Genomic DNA, 15,129 nt, shown 5'->3' with positions numbered 1-15,129 from the left:
GAAGGCCTGAACGGGAGAAAAGCCTCCACTGCGCAGTCATGCTATTTCTCATTCTCTATGCCTGCCCCTAACGTTCCTGATCATCCGTTAATTGCAGACCAGAATAACAGATTCGCCCCAACGAGCCATGAATGTCGAAACGGAAAAAACGATCCATCAAGTCCGGAATATTCCTGAAGAACGCAATAATTCTCGTCTTTTCTCGGGCAACGACTTGAAACTGGCAAGTGCAAATTAACGCCATTGAAGTTATCTAAAGCGATTGCCAGCGGCACGCGTCGAAAATAAGGCGATCAGCCGTTCAGAAAACTGTCGACCGCCTTCACATTTTGTGTGGCGAAGAAATCTATGGTCGAGCCCGCATAGACAACGCGGCCACGATCAAGAAAAACCACCCGCTGCGCCAGCTTTTTTATGTCGTCTGGATGGTGCGTGACAATAATCACCGTATTTTTTGTTTCGGCATGCAAGTCGAGAAGCAGGGAGGTCATGCCCGCCCGCAGCCCCGGATCTAGCGCCGCGAAAGGCTCGTCAAGCAGCATGACCGGTTTTTTCCGGACCAGCGCACGCGCCAGCGCCGCCCTTTGCCTTTCCCCGCCGGAAAGCGTGCCCGGCAAACGTTTGTCAAAACCCGCAAGACCAACGCGTGTGAGCGCCATGTCGATCCTCTGCCTGTCTTCCGCCCGCAGCTTCAGCCCGGGGCTGATGCCGAGCGCGACATTGGTGAAGATATCGAGATGGGCGAAAAGATTATTATCTTGGAAGATCGAGGAGACCGGTCGTTCGGAAGGATCGAGCGCCTTCATGTCCCGCTCGCCGATCAGGACGCGCCCGGAATCGGGCAATTCAAAACCGGCGATGAGATTGAGGAGCGTCGACTTGCCAGAACCGGATGCACCGACAACGGCAGTCATCTGGCCTTGCGGGAATATACAATCGAGATCGAAATCCTGCGTTCCGAGCCGCAGCCTGACCTTGTCCAGCCCCACGGCAAATTCGTCACCCGTCATATGCTCGCCCTTGCTGATTGGGATTGCCGTGAAACGCCGCCCGCGGCAAGCAGCAGGCAGACGACGCCAAGGATGAACGCGTATCCGGCGGCATCATTAGTGCGGTAGCTGCCCATATTGCTATAGACCAGCCATGGCAAGGTGATGAAATTTTCCGATCCGAACAGGGCAACCGCCCCAAGATCACCGAGCGACAGGGCCATGGCAAAGGAAAACGCCATCAGCAGCGGCCGCAGCAGAACCGGCAGATCGGCGAACCGCAGCCGCGTCAGTCCCTGAAGCCCAAGACTGGCGGAGAGCCGGGACGTGCGTAAAAAATGGCTGGTGAAGGCTGGCTCCAGCACCCGCATGGCAAGCGGCAACGCCATCAGCATGTTGATGAGCGCCACGAGAACGGGAGCATAAAAACTGACATCTCCAAAGGGCCGCAGCAACAGGAACCACCCGCTTCCCAGCACGACGGGCGGCACCAGCAGTACCAGCGATGACCCCGCCCCGAGCGTGGCGGACAAAAGGCGCAAGGGCTGAGCCGCGTGCCGTTTGGAACCCACGGCCTGTCGCGCACCGATAATCGCAAAGCAGCAAAGCACGACGAGAGTTGCGGAGAGCGCAGCGATTGCAAGGCTGGTCGCCGCCGCACGCAGGAAGATCGGCGCTGACAAAAGACGCGGCAGATCGGCCCCCAAACCCGAGACGGTTATGGCAACAAGCGGCAGGCCGACCAGCAGAACCGCAAAAATGATTGCCGCTCCGTCCCACAGGCGCGCGCCAACACGCTTGCCGTCGAAACGGCGAACAGGGCGGCCAAGCGAGGCAATTTCCGCCTCGGGCGATGGCAAAAAGGCAAGAAGGCCGAGCAGAACTGCTGTGATTGCAATCTGCAAAACCGAAAGCGCGATTGCTCGTTGCGGATCGAAATCAAACCGCAACGCCTGATAGATTGCGACCTCAAGTGTCGTCGCCGCCGGTCCACCGCCCAGCAGAAGCACTAGCGTGAAGCTGGTGGCGCACAGCATGAAGACAAGCCCGGCAATACCGGGAACAAGCCGCGAGACGGCCGGCCACTCGATGAAGCGGAAAACCGAAACCGGCCCCATGCCAAGACTTGCCGCCATCCGCCAATATTCGCCCGGAATCCGCTCCAGCCCGGCCAGCATCAGCCGCACCGCAAGCGGCAGATTGAAAAACACATGGGCGATGAGAATGCCGGAGAGGCCGTAAATACTGAAGGGCTGCTCCGCACCGGCAAAAACAAGGGCAGTATTCAAAACACCCTGCCTGCCCCAGATCGTGATAATGCCGAAGGCGCCGACGATGACCGGCAGCCCCATCGGCACAGCCATCAACCTGATAATCCAAATCCGCCCCGGAAAATCCTGTCTGCGGGAGAGCGCAAGCGCCACCGGCAGGCCGAGAACAATGGAAAGAACAGTGGACAACGTTGCCTGATAGAGCGTGAAGCGCAGGATGCGCAGCGTGTAGGCATCCACGATTCCGGCGGCGGATGTGCCGGCATCGAACGACAGTAGTGCTGATACAGCAAGCGCCATGAACAGGAAAACGGCGGCAAACGCCGCCGTTCCGCCAATGATCGACCATCTGTAGTCGCGACGCAGCATCATGCGCGGGCGTGCCTCTTGCTTAGTTCATGCTCATGGCCGCAAGCCATTCGTCGATCCAGGCCTTGCGGTTCTTGGCCACCTCTTCCGGGTCCATCAGGAAGGTCTTCTGCGGTACGACGAGTTTGGAAAATGCCTCGGGCAGGGGCGTGGACGTTGCCGCGACCGGCATCATCCAGTTGTTTTCCGGAATGGCATCCTGAAATCCTGATGTGAGCGTGAAAGCGAGGAACTGCTTCGCCAGCTCCTTGTGCGGCGCGTTTTTGAGAAGGCCGGAAACCTCGATCTGGATGTAGTGCCCCTCGGAAAAAGCCGCGGCCTGATAGCGATCCGTCTTTTCCGAGACCATGTGATAGGCAGGCGACGTGGTGTAGGAGAGCACCATCGGCACCTCACCCTTGGTGAAAAGGCCATAGGATTCCGACCAGCCCGGCGTGACGGTGAGAATGCGCTTCCGGAGCTTCGCCCAGGCTTCCGGTGCCTTGTCGCCGTAAACGGACTTCACCCAGAGCAGCAGGCCAAGCCCCGGCGTGGAGGTGCGCGGGTCCTGAATGGCGATTTTCTGTGAAGGATCGCCGTCCACCAGATCCTTCAGGCTCGTCGGCGGATTTTTTATCGTCTGCGTGTCATAGACAACGGCGAAATGACCGTAGTCGTAAGGGACGAAAACGTCGTCCTTGTAACCGCCCGGCACCTTGGCCGCCGATGCATCGATACCGCTGATATCGAAGAGGCCGGTCTGTTTCGCTTCCGCGACCAGATTGGTGTCGAGACCAACAACGACATCCGCCTTCGAACCCGCCCCTTCAAGCTTCAGGCGGTTGAGCAGCGCCACGCCATCCGCCACACCGACGAAATTGACCGTGCAATTGCACACTTTCTCGAAGGCCTCTTTCACCTTGGGGCCGGGACCCCATTCGGAAACGAAGCTTTCATAGGTGTAGACGGTCAGTTCCTGTCTGTCCTGAGCAGTGGCAAGACCGGGCAGAAACAACGAAACGGCAACGAGGGAATTCAGGAAAAGACGACGGCGCACGGGTATCTCCTCAAAAAACGAAAAGGGAAATAGCCGCTTGCCTTAAGCCGTCTAATCCCTCCGCCGGTGTGAACCGGATCAGGTTCTTCGGGTTGGCAAGCCTCTCAGCCTTTTGCACGCAAGCACAAAAGACACCCCGTTAGATCAAGATGATGATGTAGTCCCGCTGTCTCTGATTGGCAAGATGGCTGCCGTCAGGCCTGCTGCACCATGTGCACCAGTTCCCAGACATGGCCGTCGGGATCCTGAAAACTACCGGCATACATGAAACCGTGATCCTGAACCGGTTTCCAGCTGCTGCCGCCCGAGGCGAGCGCCGTCTCGATCATCCGGTCGATTTCCTCACGGCTTCCCGCTGTGAGACAGGTCAGGACCTCGGTGCTGCGTTTGGCGTCGGCGATATCGCCATTGATGAAATCGCGAAAACGCTCCTCCTGAAGAAGCATCACGAAGATGTTCTCCTCAACGATCATGCAGAGCGTGCGGTCATCCGAATATTCCGGATTGAAGGTGAAACCGAGAGCCGTGAAGAAGCTTCTCGATGTCTCGATATTCTTGACCGGCAGATTGACGAAGATCATACGCATTTTCTGAACTCCTCCGAACCCGCACAGGAAACGGCAATTCCGCCTCCCTGTCAAAGGTGGATGAGACCTCAGTCAAGAAATCGCGACCAAGTCACCCTTCAATTTCCTCGCGCAGCATCTCCAGCTCCAGCCATTCCTCTTCCATGGCTTCGAGCTTTTCGCGCAGCTTCGTCATTTCCTGCGCCAGCGTATTGAAGGTAGCCGGGTCCTTGGTGAACAGATTGGGGTCGGCCATGCGCTGCTCACGCTTGGCGATTTCGCCCTGCGCCTTCTCCATCTCCTTTGGAAGGTTTTCGAGCGCAAATTTTTGCTTGAAGGAAAGCTTGCCCTTGGCCTTTGAAGGGTCCTGCGACGTGGAGGCGGAAGGGGCGGTCTTTGCCTTTTCCTGCTTCTCCGCCTTGCGCTTTTCTTCCGCAGCGCCCTTGCGTTGCGCCATCATGTCCGAATAGCCGCCGGCATATTCGATCCAGCGTCCATCCGGCTGGTCCGGATTGGCGGGCGCAATTGTGGAGGTGACGGTACGGTCGAGGAAGTCGCGGTCGTGGCTGACGAGAATGACCGTGCCGGAAAAGCCCGCAACGATTTCCTGCAACAGATCGAGCGTTTCGATATCGAGATCGTTGGTCGGCTCGTCAAGGATCAGCAGGTTGGTAGGCCGCGCCAGAATGCGCGCAAGAATAAGACGGGCGCGCTCACCACCGGAGAGGTTGCGGATGGGCGTGCGGGCCTGTTCCGGCTGGAACAGGAAGTCCTTCATGTAACCCGTCACATGTTTCAACTCGCCATTGACCAGCAAATTGTCGCCGCGACCGTCGGTGAGGTAATGAGCGAGCGTATCGTTTGGATTGAGATCTTCACGCTTCTGGTCAAGCGTCGCGATTTCCAGATTGGTGCCGAGCTTTACCGTGCCGCTATCGGGCTGAAGCTGGCCGGTCAGCATCTTCAAAAGCGTTGTCTTGCCAGCACCGTTCGGCCCGACGAGACCGATGCAATCACCGCGATGCACCCGCAGCGAAAACGGCGCGATGATCACGCGCTCGCCGTAAGACTTGGTGATTGCGTCTGCCTCGATGACCAGCTTACCGGATTCCCGCACCTCCGCAGCCGTCGCCTGCACGCTGCCCTGCGGTCCCTTGTGGCCGCGATAGTCCGCACGCATTGCCTGAAGCTCGCCCACGCGGCGCATGTTGCGCTTGCGTCTCGCGGTCACGCCGTAACGCATCCAGTGTTCTTCACGCTCGATGGCCTTGCCGAGCTTGTGCTGCTCCAGCTCTTCCTCTTCCAGCACCTTGTCGCGCCATTCCTCGAAATGCGCAAAACCGCGATTGAGACGGCGGGACTGGCCGCGATCCAGCCACACGGTCGAGGTCGAAACCTTTTCCAGAAAACGCCTGTCGTGCGAGATCAGCACCAGCGCGCTACGCGTCTGCTGCAACTCGCCTTCAAGCCATTCGATGGTGGGCAGGTCCAGATGGTTGGTCGGCTCGTCCAGCATCAGAATATCGGGTTCAGGCGCCATGACGCGGGCAAGGGCCGCACGCCGCGCTTCGCCGCCGGACAGGCTATCCGGATGTTCCTGTCCCGTCAGGCCCAGATGCTCGAGAATATAGGTAACGCGATAGGGATCGTCGCCAGGTCCCAGCCCCGCCTCGGCATAGGCCTGCACAGTGTCGTAACCGACAAAATCCGGCGCCTGTTCCAGATAACGGATGGTGGCGGAGGGGTGACGGAAAACCTCGCCCGACTGCGCCTCGACCAGACCGGCGGCGATCTTCATCAGGGTCGACTTGCCCGAACCGTTGCGTCCAACAAGGCAGATGCGGTCGCCCGGCTCCACCTGAAGATTGGCGCCGTCGAGCAGCGGGGTCACGCCGAAGGTCAGCTTGATGTCATCGAGTTTCAAAATTGGGGGTGCCAAGGCGTCAGGCTCCGGTCAGATCATAAGGGCGGGCGAGCACGATGGCTTTTCCGCTTTTCAGCGAGAAATGCACAGGGCCGCCATTCGCGACATTGGAAATAGTGCGGGAAGAGCCGAAAGCAAGCGGGAAATCCTTGAGAGGATAACGCACATTGCCGATATCGAGCCCCACAAGGTCGGTAAACCCGGCAACGGAAAACAGCGCACCGGGTGGCAGATCAAGATCGAACGACCCTGCCAGCAGCGGGCGGGCCTCCTCTTCGCCGGAGGACAGCGTAACGTTGAGACCACGCTCAGTAAGCGCCACCGCGTAAAGAAGGTGCTGAAGTGCGTGGTCGCTTCTCGCTCCACCAAGCGCACCGGCAAGCACCAGAGAACGCGCGCCGCGGGCAAGGGCCTCCGACACCGCAATTTCGCCATCGGTCACAGCCTTTGCAGCGGGATAGGGCTGTCGCACCACATCGGGCCAAGCGTCCAGCAGGTCCTTGTCGGTGGAATCGAAATCCCCCACCCAGAGCTCGGGTGTGAGCCCGAGCGGCGCGGCATGGCGCATGCCGCCATCGGCCGCAATCACACGGCTACCCTCAACCGCCGCTTTGAGGCGGTCGGTAACGGTGACATCGCCGCCAAGCAGAATGGTGAAGCGTTCTCTATCCATGCCCTGCCTTATCGCACCTCAGGCAAAAATGGAAAGGCAGAAACCCGATGAAATCAGCCGATATTGATTTTCGTCGGCTTCGGGATTATGAAACGCCTCAGTGGTGATTTGCCGACCGGCTTGCAGCCACTTTAAAGAAGTCGCTAAAGGGTCGAGGAAAAGGGTAATTTCCTGGGACCGGCTGCGATTTCGCTGCCGGTTTTTTTGTTTTCGCAACGTTCTTTACGTCATCCGAAAAGAGAGTTCGACATGCCGATCAAGATTCCCGATACGCTTCCCGCCTTCGACACCCTCGTTCATGAGGGCGTGCGGGTCATGACAGAAACGGCGGCCATCCGGCAGGATATCCGCCCGCTCCAGATCGGGCTTCTCAATCTCATGCCGAACAAGATCAAGACGGAAGTGCAGATGGCGCGCCTCGTCGGCGCATCGCCGCTGCAGGTGGAGTTTTCGCTGATCCGCATTGGCGGCCATCGTGCCAAGAATACGCCGGAAGAGCACCTTCTGTCCTTCTATGAGACATGGGAGGAAGTGCGACACCGCAAGTTCGACGGTTTCATCATCACAGGCGCGCCCATCGAGATGCTTGATTATGAAGACGTGACCTACTGGAACGAGATGCAAAAGATTTTCGACTGGACGCGAACCAACGTCCATTCGACGCTGAACGTCTGCTGGGGCGCGATGGCCGCCATCTACCATTTCCATGGTGTGCCGAAATACGAACTGAAGGAAAAGGCTTTCGGTGTCTATCGTCACCGCAATCTCTGCCCCTCGTCGATATATCTCAACGGTTTTTCCGACGACTTTCAGGTTCCGGTATCACGCTGGACGGAAGTGCGCCGCGCCGACATCGAAAAACACCCGGAACTCGAAATCCTGATGGAGTCAGAGGAAATGGGCGTATGTCTGGTGCATGAAAAAGAGGGCAACCGCCTCTATATGTTCAACCACGTCGAATATGATTCAACCTCGCTTTCGGATGAATATTTCCGCGATGTGAACTCGGGCGTTCCAATCAAGCTGCCGCATGATTATTTTCCGCACAATGATCCGGAGCTTGCCCCGCTCAACCGCTGGCGCAGCCATGCCCATCTGTTTTTCGGCAACTGGATCAACGAGATATATCAGACGACGCCTTACGATCTCGAAGCGATCGGTAAACTAGCGGCGTAAATTGCGGGATTGCGAATTGCCGGAAAATGACGCAACGTCCGCCGGCAATTCAAAGATATCGGGAGAATGACGCAATGAGCGACGCGGCGGCACGGGAGAATTTCGGTTTCACGGCAACCGGCGAAAAGGTTGAGCGCGTCACCATCTCGAAGGGCGGGCTGACGGCCAAGGTTATCACTTGGGGCGCCGTCATTCAGGACCTGCGCCTCGATGGGCACCAGCCGCCGCTCGTTCTCGGCTTCGATACATTCGAGGACTACAAATATTCATCCTATTTCGGCGCCACACCCGGCCGCAACGCCAACCGTATCGGTGACGGAAAATTCTCGATCGACGGGCACGAATACCAGCTGGAACTGAACGAAAAAGGCGTCAGCCACCTGCATGGCGGCAGCGACGGGATGGGCAAACGTAACTGGATGCTGATGGAACACGGCGAAAGCCATGCGGTTCTGCAGATCATCGATCCCGACGGCCGCGCCGGTTATCCCGGCAATTGCACGGTGACCGCGACCTATACGATCCGCGACGGCGGCGTGCTTTCGGTGGTCTATGAAACGGTGACCGACCAACCGACCATCGCCAATATCTGCCAGCATTCCTATTTCAACCTCGACGGTGCTGATACCGCACTTGGACATGAGATCAGCATCGCCGCTGACTTTTATCTGCCAACCAACGACAAACAGATCCCGACAGGCGAAATCCGCTCCGTCGAAGGCACCGTCTTCGACCTGCGCCACCCGACGCCGATGCGGCGAACGGAGGATGGCGAGCAGGTGCTCTACGACCATAATTTCTGCCTTTCGCCCGAGCGTCGCGCCAAGCGCAAGGTTGCCCGCGCCTATTCGCCCGCCTCCGACATTGCCCTTGAGGTTCACACCACCGAACCCGGCGTGCAATTTTATTCAGCCTTCAAGCTGAATGTTCCCGTTCCGGGCCTCGATGGCCGCCATTATGGCCCCTTTGCCGGTTTTTGCCTGGAAACGCAGATATGGCCGGATGCCGTCAATCATCCCGATTTCCCCTACGCGATCCTGCGTCCCGGCGAGACCCTGCGTCAGGAAACCGACTATATTTTCAAGAAGGGTTGAGGCGGCGGGCTGGGCTCAGTCCAGCACGCATCCCACATAACCGCCCGATGCCCGGGCACGCCGTTCGATAAGGCCGGCAAGCCGTTGCAAACCACGCCCCGGCTTGCTGGCAACGCGATCGATGGGATTGGGTAGGGAAACGGCAAGCAGTGCCGCCTGGCGGGAGCTTAGCTTTGCCGCCGGTACCTTGAAATGGTGCTGTGCTGCGGCCTCGATGCCGTAAATGCCGGGTCCCCATTCGGCAACGTTGAGATAAATCTCCATCATCCGTTTTTTGGACCAGACGAAATCGGCAGCAATCGCCAGCGGCAACTCCAGCCCCTTGCGCAAGAACGAGCGGCCGTTCCAGAGGAACAGGTTCTTGGCCGTCTGCATGGGAATAGTGCTGGCGCCACGGGTGGACGCGCCTTCGAGCGCATTGTTGACGACGGACTGCATCTGGTTCCAGTCAACGCCGCCGTGGAAACAGAATTGTCCGTCCTCGGACATCATTACGGATTGCACAAGGCGCGGCGAAATATCCTCGAGCGGCACCCAGCGCCGGTCATAACCCTGAAGTGTCACCAGATCGGCAAGCATCAGCGTCGAGACCGGCCGCATGAAAGGCAGGGCATAAACCGGGATCAGCAGATAGGGCAGGATCAGCAACGCCAGCAAGGTCATGATGATACGCTTTGCCAACGTGCGAAAATCCACCTTCGGACTGCTCCGGTCTTCCGCCAGCACGGCGTAATCTGCGTCGCTTTCAGGCGTACTGCTCAATATTCGTCAAAGCCCCGCACCAATCGAAGCCTTTCATATTCCATTGCCGCCTTCAAGGCGAGTCCGGTCAAACAGTTGACCTCAGGAATCACGAAAAGGTTGCCTGACCCCGCGCGCCATGCCAAAGAGCGCGGCATGGACGCTCAGATGACGAATTTCGAAACGAAGCTGCGCGATAACGCGGCACAGACCGAATCCCTGCTTGGTCGCCTGCTTTCCGCAGAGGCGCGTGCGGATGAGATTACGCGCCCGCAAAACCTGCTCGACGCCATGCGTCATGGCGTGCTGAACGGCGGCAAACGCCTGCGGCCCTTCCTCGTCATAGAAAGCACGGCCTTGCTCGGCGGAAATGCTGAAGCAGCCCATTATGTCGGTGCCGCGCTGGAATGCCTGCATTGTTACTCGCTGGTGCACGACGATCTGCCAGCGATGGATGACGACGACCTGCGCCGCGGCCAGCCGACAGTGCACCGCAAATTCGACGAGGCGACCGCCATTCTCGCAGGCGACAGCCTGCTGACACTCGCCTTCGACATTATCGCATCGGACGAAAATCCTCTCGAGGCAGACCGCAAGGCGTCTCTCGTTCTCTCCCTTGCCCGCGCGTCGGGTATCGGCGGCATGGCGGGCGGTCAGGCGCTCGATCTGGCTGCGGAAAAGAACGCACCTGATGAGAACGGCATTATTACATTGCAGGCTATGAAAACCGGTGCGCTGCTGCGCTTCGCCTGCGAGGCAGGCGCGATCATCGCCGGCAGCGATGTTTCCGAAAGACAAAGACTGCGCCTCTTCGGTGAAAAGATCGGCCTTGCCTTCCAGCTTGCCGACGATCTCTTGGATCTGACCGCCGATGCCGCCACCATGGGCAAGGCAACCGGCAAGGATGCCGCACGCGGCAAGGGAACGCTGGTGGCACTACGCGGTGAAGACTGGGCGCGCCTCAAGCTTCAGGAACAGGTGGCGGAAGCCTCCGAACTTCTGGCCCCCTACGGCGAAAAGGCCGCGATACTCATCGCGGCCGCCAGATTCATCGCCGAACGGAAAAGCTGAGCCGGTTTCCCGGCTCACCGTTTTTCAGCCAATCAGCCCTTGAGCGGCGAAATCAGCACTTCGACACGACGGTTCTGGGCGCGGCCATCCGGCGTTGCGTTCGAAGCGATCGGCTGCGAGGGGCCGAAGCCGAGCGTCGAAATACGGCGCTGGTCGACGCCGCGTGCGCCGAGATAGTTTGCAACAGACGCCGCACGACGCTCGGAAAGCGCCTGGTTGTGCTGCTGGCTGCCGGTGGAGTCGGTATGGCCGTTGATGTCGATGAGCGTGCGGTTGAACTTGTTCAGCACGATGGCGACGGAATCGAGTGTCTGATAGAAGGGCGGGATGACCTGATCCTGATCCGTCGCGAAGGTGATGTTCGACGGCATGTTGAGAACGATGCTGTCGCCACGGCGGGTAACCGAAACGCCAGTGCCCTGAAGCTGGGCGCGAAGCTCGGATTCCTGACCATCCATGTAATTGCCGATTGCGCCACCGGCGAGTGCACCGATGCCGGCGCCGATGAGGGCTGCGTTGCGGCGACCGACCGGCGAACCGCCGACAGCCAGACCACCGAGAGCACCGACGACAGCGCCGATACCAGCGCCGCCCGCCGTGTTCGACATCTTCTGCTCACCCGTATAGGGATCGGTGGTGGTGCACGCGGAAAGATAGGTCCCGCAAAGGGCAACGATCGCGATTTTTTTGATCATGTGTTTTGATGCTCCGAAGGGTTCAGGCGGTATGACAGTGGAATTTCGGCATTTTCACGGTAGTTTTTACTCCGCCGCATCTTTCCGGCCAAAACGCTTTTCGATGTAATCGATCACAAGCGCTTCAAAATCCGCGGCGATGTTGGGACCGCGCAGGGTGAGCGCCTTCTCGCCATCGATGAAGATCGGTGCAGCGGGGCTTTCGCCGGTTCCGGGCAGTGAAATGCCGATATCGGCATGTTTGCTTTCTCCGGGGCCATTAACGATGCAGCCCATGACAGCAACATTGAGCGCTTCCACACCGGGATATTTTTCACGCCAGATCGGCATGTTCTTGCGAATGTCATTCTGGATATTCTGGGCAAGTTCCTGAAAGACGGTAGAGGTGGTGCGCCCGCAGCCGGGACATGCCGCAACCACCGGAATGAACTGGCGGAAACCCATGACCTGCAGCAATTCCTGCGCCACCTGCACCTCGCGGGTGCGGTCGCCGTTCGGCTCCGGCGTCAGCGAGACGCGAATCGTGTCGCCAATACCGTGCTGCAGCACATAACCCATGGCAGCAGACGAGGCGACGATGCCCTTGGAACCCATGCCGGCTTCGGTAAGACCGAGATGCAGTGCATGGTTGGAGCGTTCCGACAGCATCGAATAAACGGCAATCAGGTCCTGTACCTGGCTGACCTTGGCAGACAGTATGATGCGGTTGCGCGGCAGGCCGATTTCTTCGGCAAGCTCTGCGGAAATCAGTGCCGACTGGACGATGGCTTCGCGGGTGACCTGACGGGCAGAGAGCGGAAAACCCTCCTCCTTGTTCTTGTCCATCAGCGTCGTCAGCAATTCCTGATCGAGCGACCCCCAGTTCACGCCGATGCGAACCGGCTTGTCATAACGGATCGCCATTTCGACGATTTCGCCGAACTGCTTGTCCTTCTTGTCCTTGAAGCCGACATTGCCGGGATTGATGCGATATTTCGCCAGTGCTTCGGCACAGGCCGGATGATCCGCTAGAAGCTTATGGCCGATATAGTGGAAATCGCCAATCAGCGGCACGTCCATGCCAAGGCGCAGCAGCCGCTCGCGGATTTTCGGCACAGCGGCAGCGCTCTCATCGCGATCGACGGTGATGCGCACCATTTCAGAACCGGCCTGGAAGAGTGCCGCCACCTGCTGCACGGTGGCGTCGATATCCGCCGTGTCGGTATTGGTCATGGATTGTACGACGACAGGCGCACCGCCACCCACGATGACGCCCCCTACGTCGACGGCAACGGATGCACGGCGGGGCTTTGGATCGTAATCGGCGTGTGACGTCATGGCGGTCTCTGGAGCTTGCGGCAAGGTCTGGCAATTGAGGTGAAACAAGGGGGCCTGCTTGTCAACACCCAACGCATAAGAGCTTCTACTTTACCGCAATCATGGCAAAATTCGAGACGCCTATTCCTTGCCCGCACCATCCGCATGCCGGGCGAGCCGCGAAAGCAGCAAAACCACCACATGCAACAACGGCAGAGCGAGAAATACGCTGGCAAGGCCGGTATGTTCGGCAATGAAGCCGATGGCCGAGGGTGCTACCAGAATCCCGGAATAACCCATGGTGGTGACGACCGACAGGCCGATGCCGGGTGCCAATCCCGGCATGTTCCCCGCCGCCGAAAAGGCGATCGGCACCATGTTGGAAATACCGATGCCGGCAATCGCGAAGCCGATGATCACAAACGTGGAATTTCCCGCAAGACCCGCAATCAGAAGGCCCGCAATCGACATGACCGAGCAGAACCGCAGGGTATTGACCGCGCCGAACCGGTCGCGCACCAGATCGCCGGCAAAACGCATGGCCGCCATGGTCATGGAAAAGGCCGCGAATGCGAAACCGGACTGGGACACGGAAGCGCCGAGTTCATTGCGCAGATAAAGGGCACCCCAATCGAGGATCGCGCCTTCCGGAATCATCGAAAACAGCGCCATCAGACCGATAATCCACGGCAAGGGCGTCAGCGGCAAGCGACCTTTCGGACGCTCCTCCTCGGCATGCGGGCGATCCGCAAGAACGCGCGGCCACGCGACGACGAGCAAAACAAGGGCGATGACCGTCAACGCGATCGCATGCCCCTGCACGCCAATGGCCGTGATGAGATAGCCGCCAAGACCGGCACCGATCAGGCCGCCCAGGCTCCAGAAAGCATGGCACGACGACATGATGGCGCGGCGCATGTCACGCTCGACCGCCACCGCATTGGCGTTCATGGCGACATCCATCGCCCCTGTCAGCCCACCGAACAGGAAAACCGCAATCACACCCGCCCAGATCGTGTCTGCCCAGGAGATGAAAAGCAGTGTCGGCAAGAAAATAGCCGCACTCGCAAGGCTGACCGTTCGCGATCCGAAACGGGCGATCTGGGAACCGGCGATCGGCATGAAAACCAGCGAGCCGACGCCGAAAACCAGAATGATCAGGCCAAGCGCACTTTCACTGAGGGATAAGCGCGCCGCAAATTCCGGTATTTTGGGCGCCCACGATCCCATCATGAAACCGTTCATCAAAAACAGCAGGGATACACCGAGCCTGTGCCGCGTCAGATAGGACGAGCGCTTGACCGTCGGCGAAAATGTCGTGGGGCCGTTCATCGGTAATATCCTTCAGACTTGACCGTGAGAGAGTTGGACGGCGTCATCGCCGCCGAAATGAACTTGTACGCCTTTAGCCGATAGCGCCTCGACCAATGTGCGGTCGGCGTCATGTTCCAGCACCAGGGAAAGAGGCGGAGAAAAGTCATGCACGTGAAACGCCGCCTTGTGGCCCAGCTTTTCCGTGGTGATGGCGGCAACAATCCGCTGGCTGGCGCTGCAGGCAAGCCGCTTGAACACGGCATCCTCGAAAATATCCGCCGACAGGCCGGTCTCAGCCGCAACACCGCAAACGCCAAGAATACACAGTTCGGGCCGCATCAGCTCGAGTTGCCGCAACGCCAAGGCGTCGATGGCCGCACCGACGGCCGGATCGACCTTGCCGCCGATCATGATCAAATCGATATCAGCCCGCCCCGTGAGTTCAGCGGCAATAGCAGGCGTATTCGTTACCACCGTCAATTTGAGACCGGCTGGGATAGCCCTTGCAATGGCCAGATTGGTGGAGCCGGCATCGATGAAGACGACCATGCCCGGCTCAAAAAGCGGAATTGCTGCCCGCGCCAACGAAGCCTTGCGATCGGCATCCTCGGCGATCCGTGTCTTCAGCGGCACCGTCTTGCTATCGGAAAGCAACGCCCCGCCATAGACGCGCAGACACTCCCCGCGCGCCGCCATATCCCGCAGATCCCGGCGGACCGTGTCTTCCGAAACGCCGAAATTCTGGGCCAGATCCTGCGCAAGCACTCGGCCGCTTTGCCGCAACTGTGCAAGGATGAGCGCCTGCCGCTCGCTGACAAAATGATCGCTCATCGGGACTCATGCATAAACAGGAATAAACGTGCACGAACATGCATATTTGAGTTTTAGCGAAGGTGCAACAGCAAAACGCCCGC

14 protein-coding genes and 2 riboswitches are annotated in these 15,129 nt (G+C 58.9%); of the genes, 3 read left to right on the top strand and 11 right to left on the bottom strand.

Annotated features, from left to right (window positions below; all coding sequences use genetic code 11):
• Nucleotides 1-293: 293 nt before the first annotated feature.
• From J5276_RS00570 to J5276_RS00545, 6 genes are all read right to left on the bottom strand, one after another.
• Nucleotides 294-1,010: a thiamine ABC transporter ATP-binding protein gene (locus J5276_RS00570; protein ID WP_019566017.1), complete on the bottom strand. Its 717-nt coding sequence runs from the start codon at nt 1,008-1,010 to the stop codon at nt 294-296.
• A complete protein-coding gene (gene thiP, locus J5276_RS00565) occupies nt 1,007-2,632 on the bottom strand; it encodes a thiamine/thiamine pyrophosphate ABC transporter permease ThiP (RefSeq protein WP_019566016.1) in 1,626 nt (541 codons plus the stop codon). The genes J5276_RS00570 and thiP overlap by 4 nt, the downstream gene beginning before the upstream one ends.
• Before the next feature lie 19 nt (nt 2,633-2,651).
• Entirely contained in the window at nt 2,652-3,665 is a 1,014-nt protein-coding gene (gene thiB / locus J5276_RS00560) for a thiamine ABC transporter substrate binding subunit (RefSeq protein WP_112153908.1), read from the bottom strand.
• Between the two features lie 38 nt (nt 3,666-3,703).
• Nucleotides 3,704-3,814, bottom strand: a riboswitch (TPP riboswitch).
• A 45-nt stretch (nt 3,815-3,859) separates the two neighbouring features.
• Nucleotides 3,860-4,252, bottom strand: coding sequence for a VOC family protein (locus J5276_RS00555; RefSeq protein WP_065659960.1), 393 nt, complete (start codon nt 4,250-4,252; stop codon nt 3,860-3,862).
• A gap of 91 nt (nt 4,253-4,343) precedes the next feature.
• Complete coding sequence (locus tag J5276_RS00550; RefSeq protein ID WP_112153909.1) at nt 4,344-6,170, bottom strand: ABC-F family ATP-binding cassette domain-containing protein; 1,827 nt, start codon at nt 6,168-6,170, stop codon at nt 4,344-4,346.
• Nucleotides 6,171-6,174: 4 nt separating this feature from the next.
• Nucleotides 6,175-6,828, bottom strand: a complete 654-nt coding sequence (locus tag J5276_RS00545; protein WP_112153910.1) for a thiamine diphosphokinase — start codon at nt 6,826-6,828, stop codon at nt 6,175-6,177.
• Nucleotides 6,829-6,918: 90 nt separating this feature from the next.
• A riboswitch (SAM riboswitch) is annotated at nt 6,919-6,995 on the top strand.
• Between the two features lie 82 nt (nt 6,996-7,077).
• Between J5276_RS00545 and metA the strand changes: the two genes are divergently transcribed.
• A complete protein-coding gene (metA, locus tag J5276_RS00540; protein WP_025594607.1) occupies nt 7,078-8,004 on the top strand; it encodes a homoserine O-succinyltransferase in 927 nt (308 codons plus the stop codon).
• A 74-nt stretch (nt 8,005-8,078) separates the two neighbouring features.
• A complete protein-coding gene (locus J5276_RS00535; RefSeq protein WP_003516565.1) occupies nt 8,079-9,098 on the top strand; it encodes an aldose epimerase family protein in 1,020 nt (339 codons plus the stop codon).
• Between the two features lie 15 nt (nt 9,099-9,113).
• Here J5276_RS00535 and mtgA read toward each other — a convergent pair whose 3' ends face one another.
• A complete protein-coding gene (gene mtgA / locus J5276_RS00530) occupies nt 9,114-9,860 on the bottom strand; it encodes a monofunctional biosynthetic peptidoglycan transglycosylase (protein ID WP_003516563.1) in 747 nt (248 codons plus the stop codon).
• 135 nt (nt 9,861-9,995) lie between these two features.
• Between mtgA and J5276_RS00525 the strand changes: the two genes are divergently transcribed.
• A complete protein-coding gene (locus J5276_RS00525) occupies nt 9,996-10,910 on the top strand; it encodes a polyprenyl synthetase family protein (protein WP_111790476.1) in 915 nt (304 codons plus the stop codon).
• A gap of 32 nt (nt 10,911-10,942) precedes the next feature.
• On the opposite strand, the gene J5276_RS00520 is transcribed toward J5276_RS00525, so the two are convergent.
• The 4 genes from J5276_RS00520 to J5276_RS00505 form a co-directional block, all read right to left on the bottom strand.
• Entirely contained in the window at nt 10,943-11,605 is a 663-nt protein-coding gene (locus J5276_RS00520) for an OmpA family protein (protein ID WP_003516557.1), read from the bottom strand.
• Nucleotides 11,606-11,671: 66 nt separating this feature from the next.
• Nucleotides 11,672-12,922, bottom strand: coding sequence for a flavodoxin-dependent (E)-4-hydroxy-3-methylbut-2-enyl-diphosphate synthase (ispG, locus tag J5276_RS00515; protein WP_003516555.1), 1,251 nt, complete (start codon nt 12,920-12,922; stop codon nt 11,672-11,674).
• 120 nt (nt 12,923-13,042) lie between these two features.
• Nucleotides 13,043-14,233, bottom strand: coding sequence for an MFS transporter (locus J5276_RS00510; protein WP_003516553.1), 1,191 nt, complete (start codon nt 14,231-14,233; stop codon nt 13,043-13,045).
• 12 nt (nt 14,234-14,245) lie between these two features.
• A complete protein-coding gene (locus J5276_RS00505) occupies nt 14,246-15,046 on the bottom strand; it encodes a DeoR/GlpR family DNA-binding transcription regulator (protein ID WP_111790475.1) in 801 nt (266 codons plus the stop codon).
• Between the last annotated feature and the right edge of the window lie 83 nt (nt 15,047-15,129).

Origin of the sequence: Agrobacterium sp. S7/73 (assembly GCF_019355535.1) — a bacterium.
In the GTDB taxonomy this organism is placed as follows: Bacteria; Pseudomonadota; Alphaproteobacteria; order Rhizobiales; family Rhizobiaceae; genus Agrobacterium; species Agrobacterium tumefaciens.
This window is presented reverse-complemented; position numbering and strand designations above follow the sequence as displayed.

What these genes read in the sequence shown, in the direction of transcription:
- J5276_RS00570 (WP_019566017.1), bottom strand. Translation starts at nt 1,010, where the DNA reads ATGACGGGTGACGAATTTGCCGTGGGGCTGGACAAGGTCAGGCTGCGG.
- thiP (WP_019566016.1), bottom strand. Translation starts at nt 2,632, where the DNA reads ATGATGCTGCGTCGCGACTACAGATGGTCGATCATTGGCGGAACGGCG.
- J5276_RS00555 (WP_065659960.1), bottom strand. Translation starts at nt 4,252, where the DNA reads ATGCGTATGATCTTCGTCAATCTGCCGGTCAAGAATATCGAGACATCG.
- J5276_RS00545 (WP_112153910.1), bottom strand. Translation starts at nt 6,828, where the DNA reads ATGGATAGAGAACGCTTCACCATTCTGCTTGGCGGCGATGTCACCGTT.
- metA (WP_025594607.1), top strand. Translation starts at nt 7,078, where the DNA reads ATGCCGATCAAGATTCCCGATACGCTTCCCGCCTTCGACACCCTCGTT.
- J5276_RS00535 (WP_003516565.1), top strand. Translation starts at nt 8,079, where the DNA reads ATGAGCGACGCGGCGGCACGGGAGAATTTCGGTTTCACGGCAACCGGC.
- J5276_RS00525 (WP_111790476.1), top strand. Translation starts at nt 9,996, where the DNA reads ATGGACGCTCAGATGACGAATTTCGAAACGAAGCTGCGCGATAACGCG.
- J5276_RS00520 (WP_003516557.1), bottom strand. Translation starts at nt 11,605, where the DNA reads ATGATCAAAAAAATCGCGATCGTTGCCCTTTGCGGGACCTATCTTTCC.
- ispG (WP_003516555.1), bottom strand. Translation starts at nt 12,922, where the DNA reads ATGACGTCACACGCCGATTACGATCCAAAGCCCCGCCGTGCATCCGTT.
- J5276_RS00510 (WP_003516553.1), bottom strand. Translation starts at nt 14,233, where the DNA reads ATGAACGGCCCCACGACATTTTCGCCGACGGTCAAGCGCTCGTCCTAT.
- J5276_RS00505 (WP_111790475.1), bottom strand. Translation starts at nt 15,046, where the DNA reads ATGAGCGATCATTTTGTCAGCGAGCGGCAGGCGCTCATCCTTGCACAG.